This window comes from Peribacillus sp. NPDC096447 (assembly GCF_044762725.1).
Lineage (GTDB): Bacteria > Bacillota > Bacilli > Bacillales > DSM-1321 > Peribacillus.
The window spans coordinates 335,486-355,328 of record NZ_JBIWEV010000006.1 but is presented as its reverse complement, the minus strand read 5'-3'; the positions used below and the strand labels follow the sequence as shown (position 1 = coordinate 355,328).

Genomic DNA, 19,843 nt, shown 5'->3' with positions numbered 1-19,843 from the left:
TCTATTATTAATACCATAGACTTCTTATAGCGGTGTCCCGTTAATTCAATAAAAAAAGCGATCCTATTAAAGAATCGCGCACGTTTGCTGAAGATTTATTGCTATTACATATTGAACTTTAGCACCCAATTAATTTAATAGATTTATAACTATCTTGATTCCTATAAAATTCTGCTAGCTTATGAAATATTTTTTGTATAGTTGATATTGTAGTATAAGGAAAGTGCCGATGCTCCCCTAATAAAAATCTGCACTGTTCCTGGTTACAGGAAAGCACGATCACTGTAAGGATGTTTAAAAAACCGGCCCATAGCACAATAATATAGGCAACGTATGTCTGTCTTTATTCCACCAAAGGAGGAGTATCCATTTGAAGATCTCTTCAATATCATTCAAAGAACCTCCAGTTTATCATGAATTCCCTCCCCTCTATGAAGGTTTAGGGCTGCCTGAGTTATCTTCATTCATTCAGCAACGATTTGAATTCGCATATACCTTGGGGGAAGTCGAAAGAACGGGGCTTGGCAGCATTCGTTTTTATAAACGGCAGGGGGATTTCGAAGTTCTTATACCTGATAAGTTACCAGGAGTGGGACCAATAAAGCTTCGGAATTTAAAGGGGTTGTTACTGGAGGAAGCCAAAACAGCTTTCATCGAAAATATTGAATCCGAACCAGAAAAGCGGAAGGTCTACTACGGAGAATTTCGTCGCCCTCGGAAAGACGCTGAATAGGTGTGCTGTTCCACAAACTGGCGTCTGGTTTGAGTAAAATCATTGTTGTCTTTTTGAATTTATTATTTAAAAAATTTCCACTAAAAAAAGGTTGCCCCAGCAACCTCCCTTATTTTAATGATCCGTTTTATTTTCATTATCTAAATCATCATCAAGAAAAGACTTTTTATCTTCTTTAACTCCATACTTTTTTTCAAGAAATTGACCGATAATTGAATTGTTAATTCCTTTTCTTACTGCTGTTTCGATAACTATATAGAGAATGAATAACCCAACAGTAAAATAAACAAAAAATATTATAGCCTCCACTAAAAATCCCCCAAAAAATAATCCTTTTTTTACTATATTTTACCATAAAATCCACATTACCTTTTTGAACTGCCCGATTTTTGCATAAAAAAAGGAGCTGCTGATCAGCTCCTTGAAATGAAATAATAACTCCCAGTCAACCTCCGGTATAAACACTTTCACATGTTCCAGGTTTTGGTTCATAATAACAATGATTTTTAAATTGACCAGCAAAAGGTTGATCGTACCATGTTGGCGGGCACGGGGCATATGGATTAAAATACCAAAGGGCATATTTCCCTGGGTGTTCTCTCCAATAATCCAAATTCTGTTTTGCTAATCTTTTTTCAGCAGATCTTGCTCTTTGATAAAATACATTACCTTTTTGAACTGCTTCAAAAGAATAATTTCCTCCTTGTACTTGATAAATGACCTGTGGAATTGTTCTTAAATCTATAAAGTCTATACAATTCGCTTTAAGACGATTAACAATTACATTTCCAACATATAACATCCCTTGTTTTCCTTCACCTTCGGCTTCTGCTCTCATCATCCTTGCCATTAAGTCGACGTCTGAGCTCCGGTAACTTACTCTTGCCATTTTTTCACCCCAAAAATATCGTATGAAAAAAAGACTGCATTAATGTCATTGTTCATAAATTAAGGTTGCTTAATTTTTAAAGCTTACCGTTTTTAAGTAAGATAAGAACTTAAAGACAGCTACTTTTTGAGTAATCACAGAAAAATTGTACCGGCAGAGTAAATCAATAATAGGCACATAATTAACCGAAACGACTTGTCATGTGTAGCAAAAAAATCTTTGAAAAGCGAGCCGAATCCTGACCATAGAAGCAATGCCAGCCATCCCAGAAAAATCGTTAAAGCTAAATAAATAGCAACGAATTTAAGCGACTCATTAAGCGGTAAAATAAACGCACTCAACACGGTTAAATAGAACAAAATGCTTTTGACATTGATGATTTGAAGAATGAAGCCTGATAAAAAAGAAGACTGCACATCTCTGGATTCCTCCTTTGAACCTTTTGGCGTTAATTAGAAGGATTAAGTCAAAGGAATTGTAAGTTTACTTTTTGGCAGGCGTTCCAAACTTTAGATTAAAAACAAGATTTACGTCTAGATGGAAGTACTAAGCCGAATTCACAGAAATTAGCACAATCGCATAACCAGAAATAAAAGCTATGTGAAAACTTATATTCACATAGCTTTTATTTTTCATATTAAAAATACATGCTCGGTATGAGCAAGGCAGGCTGTAGACAAATTCGGGTTGATTTCAGAAATCCGCTCCCTTTCGGCCGACTGCCTGCCATGCCTCCTCGACGCAAGCGTCTGTGGGGTCTCGACTAGCCAGTTATTCGGCAGGAGTGTCGCAAATTTCTTCAATCCAATGAGGGTTTCATTCCATATCAAAAGGTAAAAGTTCATGAAGGATAACCAAGTTTTCCTTTCTAATCATGGTTCGGGATGAGACCATTCCGTACCCCCTTTTGTCGACAAACTGAACTTTATCCGAATGAACAAGTAAAGTATACCAATTTGATAGTTTTTAACGTTTATTTATCATCCACTTAGTCCATACCAAAAATTTTCCCATATATTCTGAATTCTAGGTTCCATATTCTCTTTACCATAATAAGAAAATTCCATGAATATCCCATCAATCAAACAGAGATAGGACATGATCAAGTTCTCGATTGTCCCTTGGCGTATTTCTTTTTTGTCAATTCCTTCGACAAAGATATCATGTAAGATAGCGGAAAATGATTCTTCAGATCTAAGGAATTTATCATTTAATATGTGCTTCAAATGCTCCGGCGGAAAAATCATTGCCCTCTTTAAAAAAGTTGCTTTATCTTCATGGTTTTTATAATAGTTACAAGTATCAAGAAGGATATGCTTTAACTTTTCTTCAGAAGAGAGTGTATTTATTTCTTCGACAAATTGTTCGACCTGGTGTATATGCTCTTCCAGTATTTCTTCAAACAGACACAAGAAAAGGTCATCCTTATTTTTGAAATGGTTATAGATTGAGGGTTTTTGTATACCTACCCTCTTGGCAATTTCCGATAAAGCAGTTCCCTCGTATCCGTACTTGGTAAAAAGTGTTAAGGAAATGTTTTTAATTTCATTTTTTGTCATAATGAGCCCCCAAACTATCTAACGTTAGTTAATATCATTATAAACTCATTTCCCTTTTTAAACTAAAGATTTGATACATTAAAACATAGTTCTTTTTCTTTAAATGATTAGAGAATTAGAATATGCTGGATAAAGAAGTTTCTTCACTTTTATACACAACTTCCCCATCGTTTATTGTAAGTTCCACATTAGTTTCGAGCACTTCATTTACTGGAATATCGAAAAGATTTCTGTCTAAAACCACAAGATCAGCAAGTTTCCCCTCTTCTATTGTACCTAGCTCATGCTCTCTAAAACTTCCATAGGCTGAGCCATATGTATATGCTTGCAATGCCTCTGCCAAAGTGAGCTTTTGTTCAGGATGCCATGTGTTTTTTGGATCTCCACTGCTATCAACTCTTGTAATGGCAGTATATATTTGCCGCATAGGGTTTAATGAGATGGAAACCGGAAAGTCTGTTCCTAATGCTAAAGATGCACCTGAATTTAAAAGCGACTTCGTCAGGAAAACATTTTTTTCCCTTTCAGGACCTATTATTGAAGAATATACCTCTCTGGATGAAGCGGCCATGTGATCAGGTTGCATCGAGGCAACGACCCCTAGTTTGGAAAAACGGTCAATGTCATCCGAATCGATTACTTCAATATGTTCTATTGTATGTCTTGAGTCTCTTTTTCCATTCTTACGTACCGCTTCTTCAAAAGCGTCTAAAGCTAAACGAATTGCCGCATCTCCAATAGCGTGAAACCGGATTCTAAATCCAAGTTCATCTGCTTTAACAACTCGATCAATCAATACTTCTGGATTTAGAGCTGGATGACCACAGATATCCACTTGATCGGAGTATGGTTTCAGGAAGTAAGCGGTGTGACCCGTGACTGTTCCATCAACAAATTGCTTTAATCCTGAAAATTGAAATTTCTTTGATTCATATTTATTTCTCAGCTTTTGGGCTTTATCCAAATTGCCATCTAATTCAGGAGTGATATGAAATCTAGTCGTTAATCCTCCTTGCTTATCTAATTTCCAGAAAAGGTCATAGTCTTGAAGGAAGTCATCTATTGGAGCAAACAAATCGTTTACAGAAGTAATTCCATATTGAGATAACAATCTTAAAAACTTTTTTAGTATCGTTTCTTTTTTATCTTGTGTTAACCGTAATGCCTCTTTTAAAACTATTTGCTGGGCATCTTCATATAAAATCCCAGTAAGTAAACCATTCTTATCTCTTTCATAGCGACCAAAATCCGGATCACGTATATCCTCAGTAACTCCTGCTAAATCCATGGCCTTACTGTTCACCCATGTATAATGACCTTCAGCATGAAAAAGAACAACAGGACGATCTGGAATAACAGCATCAAGTATTTTATAATGGGGCTCTTGTTTATCATGCCAATAACCTGCGTCCCATTGCATACCAATAATCCATTCTTCCTCAGAACAATCTTTAGAAAATTCCAGTACTGTTGCAGCTACATCTTGAGCTGACCTGGCTTCAAATAAATTAACACTATTTAAACTTAGTGCACTAAACATGATGTGGAGATGAAAATCATGAAATCCAGGCATAATTAATTGATTTCCATAGTTAAATACTTTTGTCTCACTTCCTATAAAAGGTTCAATCTCCGCTTTTGATCCTACACTCATAATTTTGTCACCTAAGATAGCAATTGCACCAGACGTCGGCTCATGTGCAAGCCCTGTAAAAATAGCATCACTGGAAAGAACAATATCTGCTTTTTTAATAGCCATAGAGTTTACCTCTTTTCATTCAAAATAATAAACAGTAACTGATCATTGCACTAGTTTTACATCGAATTCTTCGTTTTGCTCTGCAAAATTCAGTTCAGGAGGACGTTCCTTAAACATTTTTGTTAAGTACAATAAATATATGAACCCTACTGCCATCCAAGTAATCCCTAATACTAAAGAATGGATATCTAACTTTGTCATAAACAATATAGTTATACCGGTGCCTATTAAGGGAAGAAGTAAATATAAAACGATACTTTTAAGCGATTTCTGCTTCTGCCTGACAAAATAATGGATAAGCACTGAAAGATTAACGAATGTAAAAGCAAACAGGGCTCCAAAGTTAATGAAAGAAGTAGCTGTTGCGATATCCAAAAATACAGCACTCATTGCAACACAAGCAATGAATAAGATATTGAATATGGGCGTTTGAAATTTTGGAGAAACATATCCGAATATCCTCTTAGGCAGAACATTATCTCTACCCATTGCATATAAAATCCTGGCTCCGCTGCCTCCTGAAGCTATGGCAGAAGCAGTAGCAGATGTCACTACAACAGCAATAAACAAACTATTCAGAAAATTACCCCCGGTATAAATCATGATATCCACTATAGCTGTATCAGGGTTCTTAAAAGCATTGAAGTTCGGAAAAATGGATTGTGCAAAATAGGTAGATGCAACAAATAATCCCCCTCCGATCAATGTTGTAGCATAAATAGCTTTAGGAAGTGTTTTTTTCGGATTTTTGGTTTCTTCAGCTAATGTAGTAACCGCATCAAACCCAAGAAAACTAAAGCATAATAGAGGTACAATCGAGAGCAGATTATTAAAATTTACGTCAGGACTAAAAAAAGGATCCTTAGAAAACAACTCCCCGGTACCTTTTCCTGCTAAAAGTCCATTTATACAAAGCAGGCTGAAGATAATGATAAAAAGAAATTGAAATATTACCAAAAAGGTATTCACATTTGCAGCAACCTTAATCCCAAAAATATTAATGGTAGTCACACCTATAATAAAAGAAATAATAACTGCAATGATAGGAATACCAGGGAAGTAAGCATTCACCATAATTCCAAAAAGTAAAGCACTGATCATAGGACTGAAAAGATAATCCAATAAAATTACCCATCCTACCAGAAAACCAAGGTGTGAATTAATACCTTTCTGTACAAAGGTATAAGCTGAACCGGTAGTGGGATAAACCTGAACCATTTTTGCGTAACTATATGAAGTGAATAGCATGACAATTAAAGCAATTATGTATGCTGTCGGAATCATTCCCTGGGTACGATCAATGGCGATACCATATGTGCTAAAGACTGTCACAGGCGCCATAAAGGAAAGTCCAAATACAATAACATATCTTGTATTTAGTGAACGCTTAAGCTCGGGTAATCCTTTCATCGCAAAGAGCTGCCTCCTTTATCAAATGTAATGACTGCTTTTTATTGATTGACTTCTTTCGTACTTAATGCTGCAAGGCTGGCAAACTCATGTACAAGTGTTGCTGCTAAAAGTGAAGTGATTTGACTTGGATCATATGATGGCAGCACTTCAACCACATCATATCCTATAAAGTTAAAGTCAGTTAGGGCACGTATCATTTTAAGTGTTTCAAAGCTGCTAAAACCGCCTGCTTCAGGTGTACCTGTACCTGGAGCAAAAGAAGGATCAACGAAATCTATATCAAATGTCAAGAAACAAGGTGTGTTACCAATGGTTTTTCTAATCTCTTTCAAAACATCTTCAAATCCACGATTGGAAAGTTCACCAGTTGTAATCAAACGATAACCTAAATCAAGACTTGCCTGTAAATCTCCAGAGTGGTTTAGCGTACCTCGGATTCCTACTTGAAATACTTTATCTGCCTGCAGCAAACCTTCTTCGTGCGCACGAATAAATGGAGATCCATGCCAATATTTTTCCTCATAATATGTATCCCAAGTATCTGTATGGGAATCAAAATGAATCATGGCTACCGGGCCATATACCTTTGCCGCAGCTCGTAAACTAGCTAAAGTGACAGAATGGTCTCCCCCTAATCCAATAGGTATGACCCCTTTGGACATCAATTCAAACATGGATTCCTTCATTAGATCATAACTTCGATGAATATTATGGGGAATAACAGGGATATCCCCTATATCAATTGCATTCAATTGTTCAAAAGGATATCCCTTATGAATAGGATGATAAGGAAACAGGGTCATGGATGCTTGGCGAATGGCTTGAGGAGCAAACCTGGCTCCCACCCGAAAAGAAGCTGCTGTATCAAAAGGCATACCCACAATTGCCAGTTTTGCATCATGCTTTTGAGAAGGTAAACGCATAAAGGTTCCTGTTGTACAAAACTCTGGCTTTACATCTGGTGTAAGTGGATATTTCATAAGTATCATCTCCTGGTTTTAAATAAAATTCTTTTCATATGAATTTCCCTAACATAGTGTAATCGCTTACAACTGATAATTCATTAGATTACCTTTTATATCTAACACCTACTTTTAGAATCTTATTAACTAACGGTAGTTAGTATTAAACCAAATATAAACATAGTTGTAAAAAAAGTCAAACTATTTTTTATTTTTTGATCAAAGTAGCCTTATCTTTCAATCCTGCCTCTATTAAAGTAAAGCCACTATTCTTGTTACACCAACCTGCCCCTTTAGCTCCATAAGAAAAAGAGCTGCTGAGCAGCTACTAGACTGAAGACAAATTCAATGAAAATCAAGTTTGTTTCAGTTTTTATGTGGGTTTATAAAACCTCGAACGTCGATTTCCACTACAGGCACTCGCTTTCCGCGGTCCGGGAGCCTCCTCGGCGCTCTTAGCGCCTGCGGGGTCTCCCCTCGACGCGCTTTTCCCGCAGGAGTCTCGCACCTTCCGTTCCAATCAACTTTGTTTTGAAATTTTAGGTAAAACCCCTTTTGCCGACAAACAGAGAGCTGCATAAGCAGCTCCCTTTATTGAAGTAAAAGCACCCATTAGTTCATTAAGGAAGGCATGCTTTATTAAAGAATTGCACCCTTTAATGGAATAACACCTGAACTTCTAATAATTTTTACACAGGTTTCTTAACAAATAAGACCCGACCTCAGTTTGGTCGATCATTTTTCTTAACTTTGGCGATTATTAGTAATATCAACGGAAGCAGAAACCCGAATGTCATTGCATAAAACGGCCAGATTTCTGCAATGAATTTACTATAATGGACGATATTGGGTGTCATGATCAATGTAAAGGCAATCAAAAGGATACCAAACGGAAAAATCAGAGGACGATAATCCTGTAATTTTAACGTTTGTGCCAGACTTAAAACGGTCACATAAAAAAACAAACTAAATCTAATAAAAATGGTGATGAACCATATTATGGCAAGTATTGCTTCCAGCCGCGTCAGGAAATCAGCGATATTTATTTTCTTAGCCAACATATAGATTGGATAATTTTGTCTTGCTGTTGACTCTGGACCAAGTACAAGAATGGCTAACATGGTTATAATGATCAAAACACTTCCAGCCAACAATTGACCGACAAAAAGGCTTTTTCTTATTCTGTCTTTTTGACTTACGAACGGGAGGATCATTAGAATCGCAACCGGTTCAATAAACGGAAAAACAATAAATGGTATAGATCCCCGTATAACCTGTTTCAATCCCCCCTCCCATACGGGCTGCAGGTTTTGAAATTTAATCTCAGGAAGTAGAAGAATTATCAATGTTGATACAAGTAATACAACAAAAGGGAAAAAGATTTCCGCGCTTCGGGCCAAAGGTTCCAAACCAAGACGTGCGGCCATGAGGACGACACTCATAAATAGAATCATGATCACATGATTTGGAGTATCAGGCATAATATGATTTATCATAAAATCCCCAATTTCACTCAAGTAGGTCGCTGTGGTTATAAAAAAGTAGCTTATAAATAAAAGAGAAATTGCTATTCCCAGCCACTTACCCAGAATTTTTTGGCTGTATTCCACTAATGTTAAATCAGGATAGCATTTCCTTAAAGCGTCATATATAAAAACAACCAATAACGGTGCTATCGCCACGCTTATAATACCCGAAATCCAACCATCTTGTTCAGCTTCAGAAGCGACAATGGAGGGAATGACTAATATAGAATCTCCAAGCGTATATAAAATCACTAATATCGTCAGTTGACGGCTTCCGATTTTACCCTTCTCGAGCATTTTCATAAGTTCCTTTCACGACAAAACGGTAAGTTATATACAAACGGCAGAAATTCTGATTCCATAACCATTATTGACAGAAGAAGAATATACAAACCCTGCTGAGTACAAGTTATTTTTTTGCCACTGCAAGCCTCACCCGGCAGTTTGGAAAATTAGAAATAATGTGGTTTATAAATCCTGACTCCCCTTGATAGGAGATAACTTAGGCTTCGATTCACTTTTTAATAATTCCGGTATATTCCGCAATATGGCTGCCCCTATAGTTCCATAAGAAAAAGAGCTGCCAAAGCAGCTCCCAGACTGTAGACAAACTCGAATGTCGATTAGAACGTAGGGTACACGCTTTCCCGCAGGAGTCTTGCTTTGAAATTTAGATAAAACCCCTTTTGTCTACAAACTTATACCTTATTCAGATTTCAAAGATTGCGATTGATTCAGGAATTCTCTAATTTCTTTCTTCTTAGAAATCCCTAGCTCCCGGGCATCCAATAGCATTTCTGCCCATTCCTTATCCAAGCCTTTTTCAATAAATAAAGAAATTAACATGTTCACTCTCCCCGTTCAGTTAAGACAATTCATAGCATTTAACGTGCCAATTTTATTAGCCAGGAAAATTTTCTACGCAAACTATACATCGAAGGCCACTTAAATCATTAGCAATCTTTGTTATTAATCCCAGAACGATATTATTAACTCACTTTTAACAACTAAAATTGTTCCTTATTTAATACAATGAGTGGACATGTGTGTTATTTTAACGCCACTATTTTTACTTTATTACAACATTTAACCTAGCGTCCGCTCACCAAAAACCGAAGTTTAATGTTCATTTTCCCTGTTTCTTTTTCCTTCAAAATATATGAATGCCGCAAGAACAATGATTGCACTTGCTACAATGTTAGTTAACCAAAATAAGTCCATATCCGTGATATACCCAACCATATTAATTATAGGAAGCGCGAATATGAAAATCAGTAATAAAACATCTTTTTTGCTTTGTTTCCGTTTTTCAAAAAACAACCCCAGTATTTTTTCAAAAACTGATCCCATTATAAAACACCCCTTAATTTTTCCACTCTAAATTAAAATAAAGTCCGCCGTCTAAACCGTCAATATTTATCGAGAGGTTCGCGACGCTAAGAATTTTTTTAATTTTCAGCACTCTCATTTCCTTTAGATTTCATCTTTTCAAAATGAATTTCATTAGTATGAGCAGCTCTTAGATGTTCAAAATAAGGTAAGGGCGGATCACTGATCAACGAGGTAAATAATAAAAAACAAAAAATATATTGAAATATCAATTTAATTTAGTTATAATACGATACGGTCTTAGTATTACCGTGTATATAATTTTTAGAAAATTTAATAATTTTCTAAAATAGCAAATTTTGGTCGGAGGGTTTATTTTGTCTAATAAGGTACCATCTTCATTTATAGTAGTGATTGGGTTCATGTTATTTGCCCTTTTCTTTGGGGCAGGGAATTTAATTTTCCCGCCAATGCTTGGTCAATCAGCAGGTATGAATATCTGGTCAGCTAATGCAGGGTTTTTGGTCACAGGAGTAGGATTACCGTTACTTGGTGTGCTGGCACTCGGTTTTTCTGGAAAAGATGACTTACAATCATTAGCGAGCCGTGTCCATCCAGTCTTTGGTATTGTATTCACAACCGTTCTTTACTTAGCCATTGGTCCATTATTCGCAATGCCTAGAACAGGAAACGTTTCTTTTGAGATCGGTGTAAAACCTTTTTTGCCTGAAGATTCAGGTCCATTGCCTTTACTTATTTTCACCATCATCTTTTTTACAGTTTCGTGCCTTCTTTCGCTCAATCCTGCGAAAATTGTCGAAATTGTGGGGAAAGTTTTAACACCAATCAAGTTGACATTCATTGGCATCCTGGTGGTAGTTGCTTTCGTTAATCCAATTGGAGATTTTCAAGCACCTGCAGAACACTATATGGTTCAACCATTTTTCAATGGGTTCAGAGAAGGTTATTTAACCATGGATACTCTTGCATCTTTTGTTTTTGGCATCATCATCATTAATGCCATCAAAGAAAAAGGGGCTAAAACAAAAAAACAAATAATGATCGTTTGTGGGAAAGCGACTGCCATTGCGGCTGTTATTCTTGCCACCATTTATACAGCTCTCTCTTATATGGGTGCTTCAAGCGTTGGGGAACTTGGACGCTTGGATAATGGAGGCATTGTCTTGGCGAAAGTCTCGGATTATTACTTTGGAGCATATGGTGGGCTATTATTAGGATTAATGATCACAGTGGCTTGCATAACGACAAGCGTAGGACTCATTACATCTTGCTCGACATACTTCCATAAGCTATTTCCAAATCTGCCTTACAAAACGATTGCCATAAGTTTATCCGTATTCAGTGCAATCATTGCCAATATTGGACTAACCGAGTTAATTGCCATTTCTGTACCTGTTATGACAGCCATTTATCCATTAGCCATTGTTTTGATTTTCCTAACATTTCTTCATTCTTTATTTAAAGGAAGACCTGAAGTTTATCAAGGCAGCTTACTTTTAACATTCATCGTCAGTTTATTTGATGGATTAAATGGAGCAGGTGTACACATTTCATTCATCAATGATTTCTTCACTGCAATACTTCCTATGTATGAGGCAGGACTAGGATGGGTCTTCCCTGCCATTGTTGGAGGATTCATTGGGTATGCCAGCAGCGTCTTAAAGTCGAAATTCGGTCATAATCACCAAATAGATTAAAATGATATAAATCAGTCCAAGCAAATTGACTGTAGACAAAAACTCGAGGAAAAGCGAGTTTGTCTACAGTTTTTTTCTTTGACAAAATGTTTCAGAAATCCGCATTCTATCCGCCGACCGTCTGCCAAGCAGTTATTCGGAAGATTTATCGACAAACTGATATGGATAGCAGGCCATCAAAAAAACACATTTCTTTAACTTCTCATTCATTCCGTAATTTCTTCAGCAACTGAAAAATCTGTCCTCGATGATGTGATTCATGTTCAATCAAATGGTAAACGACCCATTCAGGCGTGACGTCATATTGTTCAAGTACCCTCGGTTTACGCCAATCCGTTAGGTCCATTGTGCGAAAGTTTGATAGAAATACTTCACGTACTTTATTGAGGCGGTAGAAATGTTCTTCTAATGTTTGTCCTTCAATTTGGTTTAGGGAGCCATCTTCAGCACGGCATCCTAATGGAAACAACGCGCGTATTTCCGAATCCCATTCCGAAACAAGGACCTCCTCATATAACCAATCTGCCTCAATCAGAGCTATGTGATATAACATCGAGCCAATCGTTTGCCTTTCATCGATTTTCGTATCAAGTATATCTTGGCTGATTCCAGTCAATTCCGTTATAAGCGTACGGCGAACATCCTCTAAACACCATAGCCACCGCCCAATTTCTTCTTCATATCCCGGTAATGCAGATACCAGTAATGCTCTTCTCTCCACTAAGATCAATCCTCCTCTTCATCAACATACATTCTATTTAAACGTGTTGTCTCCTCCTTTTTAATAAAAAATTACCCTTTAGGGCAGGACAAAAAGAGCAATCTTTAAGATTGCTCTTTCGCTTGTTCATGTTTTTTTCGTTTTATGTTATTCGATATCTTCGAAATTAACTCCCCAAAAAAAGATTGGCTCTCATCTCGTCTGATATACGCCTGCTTTTTAGATAATCCTGTTCCCGTTCTTGTTCAACCATCATGCGCTGCTCCAGTTTTTGAGCATATAGTGCATAGCCGATTCCATGAGCCTGAAACATCGCTTTTTCCATTGCCGACGTGTACGTTAATTCGAGAAAATTAATGAAGAATCAATCCTTCCCATAGTGAATTTCGTACTCATCTTATCATTGAAAGTGATAACTAACAAAGTTGCTATGGCTCCATATTCACTGATAATTCAGATTTTCCAACGACTGTTTCCATCTCCGTGTCCATAAACGCCAAATCCCTCCATCTTCCTCTAATTTCCTTTTTTCATTCATAAAAAGATAATCTTATTTTTGGGCAGGTTGAGGGATTGGAGTTGTTTTTTTAAGATAAATTAAAAATCCCATTAACAAATCTGTTGTTAATGGGACTGAATGTTTATTTATATGAACCGAAAATTTCCTTTGCCAATCTTCGCCCAGTAGGAGTCGCAGCCAGGCCGCCCTCTGCCGTTTCACGAAGTGCAACCGGCATGGTCAATCCTATTTTATACATGGCATCGATAACTTCATCACATGGAATGCGGCTCGTGATGCCTGCAAGTGCCATATCAGCTGCCGTTATCGCGTTGGATGCACCCATTGCGTTACGTTTCACGCAAGGAACTTCAACCAATCCAGCCACTGGGTCACAAACCAATCCAAGCATATTTTTCAATGTGATCGCCATCGCTTCTGCAGCTTGGCTTGGTGTACCGCCGGCCAGTTCCACTATCGCAGCTGCGGCCATTCCACTTGCCGAGCCCACTTCTGCTTGGCAGCCGCCAGCCGCTCCGGAAATGGAAGCATTGTTTGCAACAACGAATCCAAAAGCAGCGGAAGTGAAAAGGAATTCAATCATCTCTGCCCGGGTCGGGTTTAATTTTTCTTTTACAGCAAATAATGTACCGGGAACAACGCCAGCAGAACCTGCAGTCGGAGTGGCACAAATCATTCCCATTGCTGCATTCACTTCGTTCGTTGCAACAGCCTTACTGACGGCATCCAATAATAAATTACCGGCCAGTGCCTTGCCCGACTTGATATAATTTTGCAAAAGAACGGCATCTCCGCCCGTTAGGCCTGTCACGGATTGCACACCTTTCAGACCTCTTTCCACCGCTTGTTCCATCACTGTCAAATTCCTGTCCATCTTTTCAATGATCTGTTCTCTCGACAGGCCCGAGAACTCCATTTCTTGTAAAATCATGATTTCCGCGATTTTTACATTTTTACTTTCAGCAAGTTCAACCAACTCTGCTACATTTCGGAACATGTTTTTACCTCCATATCTATGCCAACACTTTTATGATGATCATTCAACCATCCTTATGACTTGTGACACGTTTTCCAATCCTTCAATTTCCTTCATGACATCGCTCTGGATTTTCTGATCGACTTCAATCACCATGAGGGCCATTTGACCTTTTTCTTTCCGTGAAACTTCCATATGGCCAATGTTTATTTCATGATTCGCCAATACTGTCGAAACGGAAGATATGATTCCAAACACATCGTTATGCACGACTAAAATGGCTGGGTTTTCACCCGACAATTTAAGCTTGAACGTATTCAGCTCCGTTATTTCTATCGTTCCGCCGCCAATCGAAATCCCAACAAGTTCCAATTCTTTATCTTCGTCGAACAGTCTGATTTTGACTGTATTAGGATGATCCATCACAGTATCCTCGATTGTAAAGGAAACGTCCATACCGGCTTCTTCCGCTATCGTTAAAGAGGCAGGGATTCGTTCATCATCCGTATCGAAATCCAATATCCCCCCTACGACAGCAACATCCGTACCGTGTCCCCTGTAAGTTTTTGCAAAAGAACCATATAAAGAAATAATGGCTTTCTTCGGTTGCTTTCCGAATAATGTCCTTGCTACTCTGCCAATTCTGGCAGCTCCTGCTGTATGTGAGCTTGAAGGTCCAATCATGACGGGACCGATTATATCAAATGCAGATCTGTATTTCATCGTGTAATGCCCCTTTTCTGGCAATATATTTTTTAACCGTCTTTTAAGGGTGAATGAAGATCAAAAAGCGGCATAATTACTATATTAAAATATTTTTATCATTCCTGCAATGAAAACCCTTTCATTGCATATCCCATATTAACATATATTACATAACATACCTACCAAAATTTTTATTATTTAATGCGAAATCAATGTTTGATTTTTCAGTATTTTAAGATAATTAACCATCAATGATTAACTTTGTAGAAAATGAAAAAAGCAGCCTTGTGGCCACTTTCAGTTTGTAGACAAAAAGTCGTGAGCACTTGCATAGTCACGACTTTTTCTTCAGCTAATAGTAGCTACTCAACTCCTTCATTAAAGGGCGCCTTTATTGAATAAGAAGGTCATTTCCTCGACCGTTCACGCACTTTATTCGACCTACAACACACTCGATTCGACCTAAACCGCACTTTATTCGACCGTTAACAATTTTTTTCAACCTTCCCTCATAAATAGAACACCGAAGCATTTATTTCTGCGGTCCACGCATTAAATGCCAAGCGGCGCACCCCATTTAGCTGGGTCTCCGCTAGCCAGTTAAACCAAGTCTCCTCTTAACATCATGGTTGCACTTTCAACCCCCTTGTGTCAGCAAACTAAAAAAGCAGCCATCAGGCTGCTTTTCCCTTCTATCTTAGATTTAACTCGCCTTTTTCTCATCGATGGATTTAGCGGCACCCCAAATTTCGGATGCCCATTCAGGATGGTCGATGAATGGATTGCGGTTATTTTGCCAGTCATAAATGACATCATTGCGATGGCTCTCGAAATCGTCGACTGGATCGAGTTCATTCCATTTCAAAAGTGTCGATAGCTTTCCATGAAGCGGCTTCGGATACGTGTTGACTGTATCGGCTAATTCAAGATCCAACTCGCCGTTTCCTTCATATCGGACGGCCATGTAAAATAGCATCCGTGCTATATCGCCTTTAACATGATTTGGCGGCTCCCATGAATCTGAATCAAACTTACATTCACATCCGCTATATGTTTGACCTCCCTCGTCAAAATCGAGGTGGCCCCGTTTCCCATTCACTGTCACATCAGCGGGACGGAGGTGATGAAGGTCTGTCCCGGGACCTTTGCTTGTCCCAAAATCACCGTGGGACTTTGCCCAAACATGTTCACGGTTCCATTGTCCGGTATTGCCCCCATTCGCGTTCTTCGAGATGGATTTTCCAGAGTAAAGCAAGATGACATTCTGTTTGTTCACCGGATCTTCATCCGTTTCTTTAAGGGCATTCCACACTTGATCATAAGATAACATCGTATGACCCTTAATAATCGAGTGCAGAACCGATTTCAATTCCGTTCCAGATTATCCTGCCGCCGTTTCGTAATAAGCTTCAAGCGGCTTATCATTCGATACGGTCAATATGAAACGGGCAACCGCTTCCGATTGCTGGTCCTCGGCTTTGACTGCGACAAGGTATGTTCCAGCTTCATTTGCAGGAAGGGTTAACGTCTGACCGGTGACTGTACCGATAGTGGATGAAAAGGTCAGCTTATCTCCATCTGGATCTGAGAAGTGCTCACTCAAATCGATGGTGACCTTGGAACCGGTTTTCACTTCAAGATTTTCCAGGTTTTTCGTTACGACGGGCGCATGGTTTTCTTTAGGGTCGAAAGGGGAAGCAATTGCTTCCCCTTTCGAATCGACAAACTTGATATTCGATGTGTCGACACCTTCTGTTACCGACCATTTCTGAACATTTTCAGCTCCCCTGATTTCTTTTACATTGGCGTTATCAATGATGACTTCCTTCACCGCCATGCCTCCAAAATCAATGATTGCGCCTTCCTTATCCGGTTTTATCGTCACAGCAGTATTCTTCAGGCCAAGGCCTTTGAGTACAGCATATGAACCTTTTAACCAGATACCTTCTTCAATGTTGGATGTTTCGTCAAGATCGATCAATACACTAGGTGAAGCAATCGTAAGTCTTTTTGTTTTAACGTTTGTTAAATTATACGTTTTTTCTGGTGAAGGAGTTTCGACTCCACCAGATTCAGATAAAGAGGTTGAAATCAATACAGGGTCATGATCGCTAGCCCTTCCATGAACTTCCATGAAGGATGAGTTAATATGGACAATATCTACTTTCGTTGCCGCGGCCATATTATTCGAAACAAGGATATGGTCCAATACTTGTGAATTGCCTTGATATGTGTAAGAATAACGTTTTTCAAATGGAACTTTCTCGATCATATTGGTTAGGTCTTTGCCCTTTAATGTTTTAAGCGGAGCCGAAAACTCAAAATCATTAAAGTCTCCAAGCAGGACGATATTCGCTTTGGCATCCTGTGACTTGATATCACTGACAAACCGATTGACGATAGAGGCAATTTGAAGCCTTTGCGTTTCACTTGAAAGGACAGGAGGCTGGTTTTTGCCGAATAACGGCTGGTCACCGCCCTTGGAATTAAAATGATTGGCTACCACCACTACGCTTTCACCTTTAAATTCGAATTGAGCGGCTAGAGGCTTCCTGCTTGAAATGAAGGCGGGATCGGTAGGCTCGATTCGTCCAGGGTTCAAGGTAAGTTTTCCATCTTTGAAGGCCACGGACTGTGTTGCCGTTCCTTTCGTTCCTTCAGTCAATTTGACACGGTCGACATTATATAAAAAGCCTACCCGGATATTCCCGCCGGGTGCCCCGCCATCAAGTTTATCCTCCGGTGCGATATCGATGTATTGATATTGCGGTCCGCCCAGCTCTTTTATTTTGTCAGTTAACTTCTTGGCACTTTGAGCAGAATCCGTTGTCCCGCTATCTGTTGCCCCATCATTATCTTGCATTTCCGTTACCCCGATGATATCGGGTTGTTTAAGATTGGTAATGATGGATGTTGCGATCGTTTCAACTTTCGAATTAGCGGTTTGAGTCGAGAAATTCTCGATATTATAGGAAGCGATCGATAGCTTATCAGCATCCTTCTCTAAGGATGTCACTTCCCGAACCGTACCGCCATCCTTTAATGCCGGCAGCTGAGCTTTATCCGTCAGTACCCTATAGTTGCTATATCCATAGCTGATGACACCCGTAACCGGGCCTTCAAAGAAATCACCGGTTTTAGCTGTAAATGATTCATCATTTATATCCAGGGTAATTCTTTCAGGATTGAAATCCGTTTCCGTTATTTTGACGCCTCCAACTGCAGTCGTCGTTTCCATATTCCCCGGAATCACGACCAATTCACCATAGTCTTGAGGAGCAACCACTTTCGGGTTATATACTTCTACGAGCATACCTTCCAAACTCTCGTAGAAATCAATGCCGTCTTCACTTGGGTTAAAGTCTGTCAATCTATCATCATCGATGTTCTCAGACGGCGGAATGACATCTTTTCCGATGATGATCGGTTCTGGCATAGCTGCAGTGCCAAGCTTTTCAATCGTAGTATTGGTCAATTCAGTTGTTGGCAGATCCGTCGTTTTCATTTCAGCGTATCCTTCGATATACCATTCGGCAACTTTCCCTGCCACTTTGACATGATCTCCCGCTTTCAGGCCATGTGCTTTGTTGTACACAAGTATTCCCTCGGATGTCGTTAAGTCCTTATCCGGGTTGGGATCTTGCATGTAAAAGTTATTCGCATCTTTTACATAAGTGACGACACCTTCCACACCTGAGACGAGTTGAGTTTCATATGATGAAAAATGATTCATCCCCTGAATGTCACGAATCTTCACTTCATTGGTTTTGGTAACGGTATAGGCAAATGTGAAAACTTCCGATGTATTGTCATTGACAGCGATTGCCTTGATGACAGTATCTTTCGTTAAAATGATAGGTTCTGTGTACAAAGCACTTGAAGACGTCGGTGTGGATCCATCCAGCGTATAATGGATTTTCGCTCCTTCCCAACCAGATTCAAGTGATACTTTTGTATTTTCACTAACCGTACCAGGGAAAATATCCGTGTATACGGCTGGTTTGTTCACGAGTTCATAATCTTCAAGACCACGCGGCTTCAACTGATACGTGTCATTGAACCTCGATCCGATTCCGGTTATGGAAATGACATCCCCTGCTTTAAAGCTCTTCACGAAATCTTCATAACTCGAACCGGTCCGGTTATCATGGCGAACGACAACTGATTTCCCTTCAGTATCTTCCGCCTTGAATTCGAATGTTCCGTATGTTCCCGATGCTGCCAATTCTGTAATGGTCGCTTTCTCAATGGTAACCAGCTCACCTTGTGTTTCCTCATTTACGCCAGATGCATCAATTTTTTGGATATCAGGAAGTTCATTCCCGGAAGAAACCACTTTAAGGGAGGTTGGTTGAATTTGTAATTCCTTATTATAAGCGGATACTTGTCCGATTAAAGTAACATTATCCCCTTGCTTTACATCCGCAGGCCATGAAGAACCATAAACATATAGCCCAGCCGTTTCATCCTGGATATAAAAACCCTTTCCTCCCCAATAACCAAGACCCGTGGTGACCACCCCATCGACCTGCACGACATCTTCAGTATTTGTGCGTGCTTCGGCAATGGAGTCCAGTACCTTCACATCAGGCTGTTCTGGAGTCGTTCCTCCATCAGTGATGATTGTGTAATCGGTTGCGGATTTCAGACCTGGCACTGAAAAGTACCTTTCCAGCTTTCCTGTAATCGTCACCTGTGCTTTGAGTAATTCCGGATGTTCGACTAGATTCAACGCCGTACGGATATTACCGGCCGGAAGCTGAACAGGCATGATTTTCTTTACATCCGTTTCATCCGGACTATCCGCAATACCTATGTTCGTACTTTCAGTAAAAGGCGATGTTTGCTGATAGCTTGTACCGCTTTTAGCTGTACCGACAATATATCCCTTCACCGTTGCCGTGCCACTGTTATTATTAATCGCTTCCGTTACCGTTATAGTCCCTTCCGCATTTGCAGCGTCTGCATATGGCAAAACCGTTGACAGCACGATCAGTATGGCAAAGAAAAGCTTGCTTATCCCGTTCTTCTTC

General features: G+C 39.1%; 16 protein-coding genes and 3 pseudogenes. 2 read left to right on the top strand and 17 right to left on the bottom strand.

The genetic code is table 11. The features are described 5' to 3' along the window. The first annotated feature begins 370 nt into the window (after window positions 1-370). Complete coding sequence (locus ACIQZD_RS21380) at window positions 371-733, top strand: hypothetical protein (protein WP_402906189.1); 363 nt, start codon at window positions 371-373, stop codon at window positions 731-733. Window positions 734-847: 114 nt separating this feature from the next. Here ACIQZD_RS21380 and ACIQZD_RS21375 read toward each other — a convergent pair whose 3' ends face one another. The 11 genes and pseudogenes from ACIQZD_RS21375 to ACIQZD_RS21325 form a co-directional block, all read right to left on the bottom strand. Beyond that, window positions 848-1,042: a hypothetical protein gene (locus ACIQZD_RS21375; protein ID WP_101224759.1), complete on the bottom strand. Its 195-nt coding sequence runs from the start codon at window positions 1,040-1,042 to the stop codon at window positions 848-850. 136 nt (window positions 1,043-1,178) lie between these two features. Then, window positions 1,179-1,622, bottom strand: a complete 444-nt coding sequence (locus ACIQZD_RS21370) for a cell wall hydrolase (RefSeq protein WP_101224760.1) — start codon at window positions 1,620-1,622, stop codon at window positions 1,179-1,181. Between the two features lie 134 nt (window positions 1,623-1,756). Beyond that, a pseudogene (locus ACIQZD_RS21365) lies at window positions 1,757-2,041 on the bottom strand (LysE family translocator); the annotation flags it as partial. Window positions 2,042-2,254: 213 nt separating this feature from the next. Further along, complete coding sequence (locus ACIQZD_RS21360; protein ID WP_402906186.1) at window positions 2,255-2,467, bottom strand: hypothetical protein; 213 nt, start codon at window positions 2,465-2,467, stop codon at window positions 2,255-2,257. A 135-nt stretch (window positions 2,468-2,602) separates the two neighbouring features. After that, a complete protein-coding gene (locus ACIQZD_RS21355) occupies window positions 2,603-3,181 on the bottom strand; it encodes a TetR/AcrR family transcriptional regulator (protein ID WP_402906184.1) in 579 nt (192 codons plus the stop codon). A gap of 115 nt (window positions 3,182-3,296) precedes the next feature. Next, window positions 3,297-4,940: an amidohydrolase gene (locus ACIQZD_RS21350; protein ID WP_402906182.1), complete on the bottom strand. Its 1,644-nt coding sequence runs from the start codon at window positions 4,938-4,940 to the stop codon at window positions 3,297-3,299. A 42-nt stretch (window positions 4,941-4,982) separates the two neighbouring features. Continuing rightward, complete coding sequence (locus ACIQZD_RS21345) at window positions 4,983-6,350, bottom strand: APC family permease (RefSeq protein ID WP_402906180.1); 1,368 nt, start codon at window positions 6,348-6,350, stop codon at window positions 4,983-4,985. A gap of 41 nt (window positions 6,351-6,391) precedes the next feature. Beyond that, complete coding sequence (gene speB / locus ACIQZD_RS21340; RefSeq protein WP_402906178.1) at window positions 6,392-7,333, bottom strand: agmatinase; 942 nt, start codon at window positions 7,331-7,333, stop codon at window positions 6,392-6,394. Window positions 7,334-8,037: 704 nt separating this feature from the next. Next, window positions 8,038-9,138 (bottom strand): GerAB/ArcD/ProY family transporter, encoded by a 1,101-nt coding sequence (locus ACIQZD_RS21335; RefSeq protein ID WP_402906176.1) that lies wholly within the window; start codon window positions 9,136-9,138, stop codon window positions 8,038-8,040. A gap of 408 nt (window positions 9,139-9,546) precedes the next feature. Further along, window positions 9,547-9,687: a DNA-binding anti-repressor SinI gene (gene sinI / locus ACIQZD_RS21330; protein ID WP_402906174.1), complete on the bottom strand. Its 141-nt coding sequence runs from the start codon at window positions 9,685-9,687 to the stop codon at window positions 9,547-9,549. 273 nt (window positions 9,688-9,960) lie between these two features. Further along, window positions 9,961-10,191, bottom strand: coding sequence for a hypothetical protein (locus ACIQZD_RS21325; protein WP_402906172.1), 231 nt, complete (start codon window positions 10,189-10,191; stop codon window positions 9,961-9,963). A gap of 356 nt (window positions 10,192-10,547) precedes the next feature. On the opposite strand from ACIQZD_RS21325, the gene brnQ reads away from it, so the two are divergent. Next, complete coding sequence (gene brnQ / locus ACIQZD_RS21320) at window positions 10,548-11,888, top strand: branched-chain amino acid transport system II carrier protein (RefSeq protein WP_402906170.1); 1,341 nt, start codon at window positions 10,548-10,550, stop codon at window positions 11,886-11,888. 202 nt (window positions 11,889-12,090) lie between these two features. Here brnQ and ACIQZD_RS21315 read toward each other — a convergent pair whose 3' ends face one another. The 6 genes and pseudogenes from ACIQZD_RS21315 to ACIQZD_RS21295 form a co-directional block, all read right to left on the bottom strand. Continuing rightward, window positions 12,091-12,609: a DinB family protein gene (locus ACIQZD_RS21315; protein ID WP_402906168.1), complete on the bottom strand. Its 519-nt coding sequence runs from the start codon at window positions 12,607-12,609 to the stop codon at window positions 12,091-12,093. A 166-nt stretch (window positions 12,610-12,775) separates the two neighbouring features. Beyond that, window positions 12,776-12,922, bottom strand: coding sequence for a YuzK family famiily protein (locus ACIQZD_RS26225; protein WP_170971720.1), 147 nt, complete (start codon window positions 12,920-12,922; stop codon window positions 12,776-12,778). A gap of 328 nt (window positions 12,923-13,250) precedes the next feature. Continuing rightward, a complete protein-coding gene (sdaAA, locus tag ACIQZD_RS21310; protein ID WP_096340651.1) occupies window positions 13,251-14,126 on the bottom strand; it encodes an L-serine ammonia-lyase, iron-sulfur-dependent, subunit alpha in 876 nt (291 codons plus the stop codon). Between the two features lie 39 nt (window positions 14,127-14,165). Continuing rightward, window positions 14,166-14,828, bottom strand: coding sequence for an L-serine ammonia-lyase, iron-sulfur-dependent subunit beta (gene sdaAB, locus ACIQZD_RS21305; RefSeq protein ID WP_054399153.1), 663 nt, complete (start codon window positions 14,826-14,828; stop codon window positions 14,166-14,168). Window positions 14,829-15,513: 685 nt separating this feature from the next. After that, a pseudogene (locus ACIQZD_RS21300) lies at window positions 15,514-16,647 on the bottom strand (endonuclease I family protein). 279 nt (window positions 16,648-16,926) lie between these two features. Further along, window positions 16,927-19,800 (bottom strand): annotated as a pseudogene (locus tag ACIQZD_RS21295) (DUF6359 domain-containing protein); the annotation flags it as partial. Window positions 19,801-19,843 lie beyond the last annotated feature (43 nt).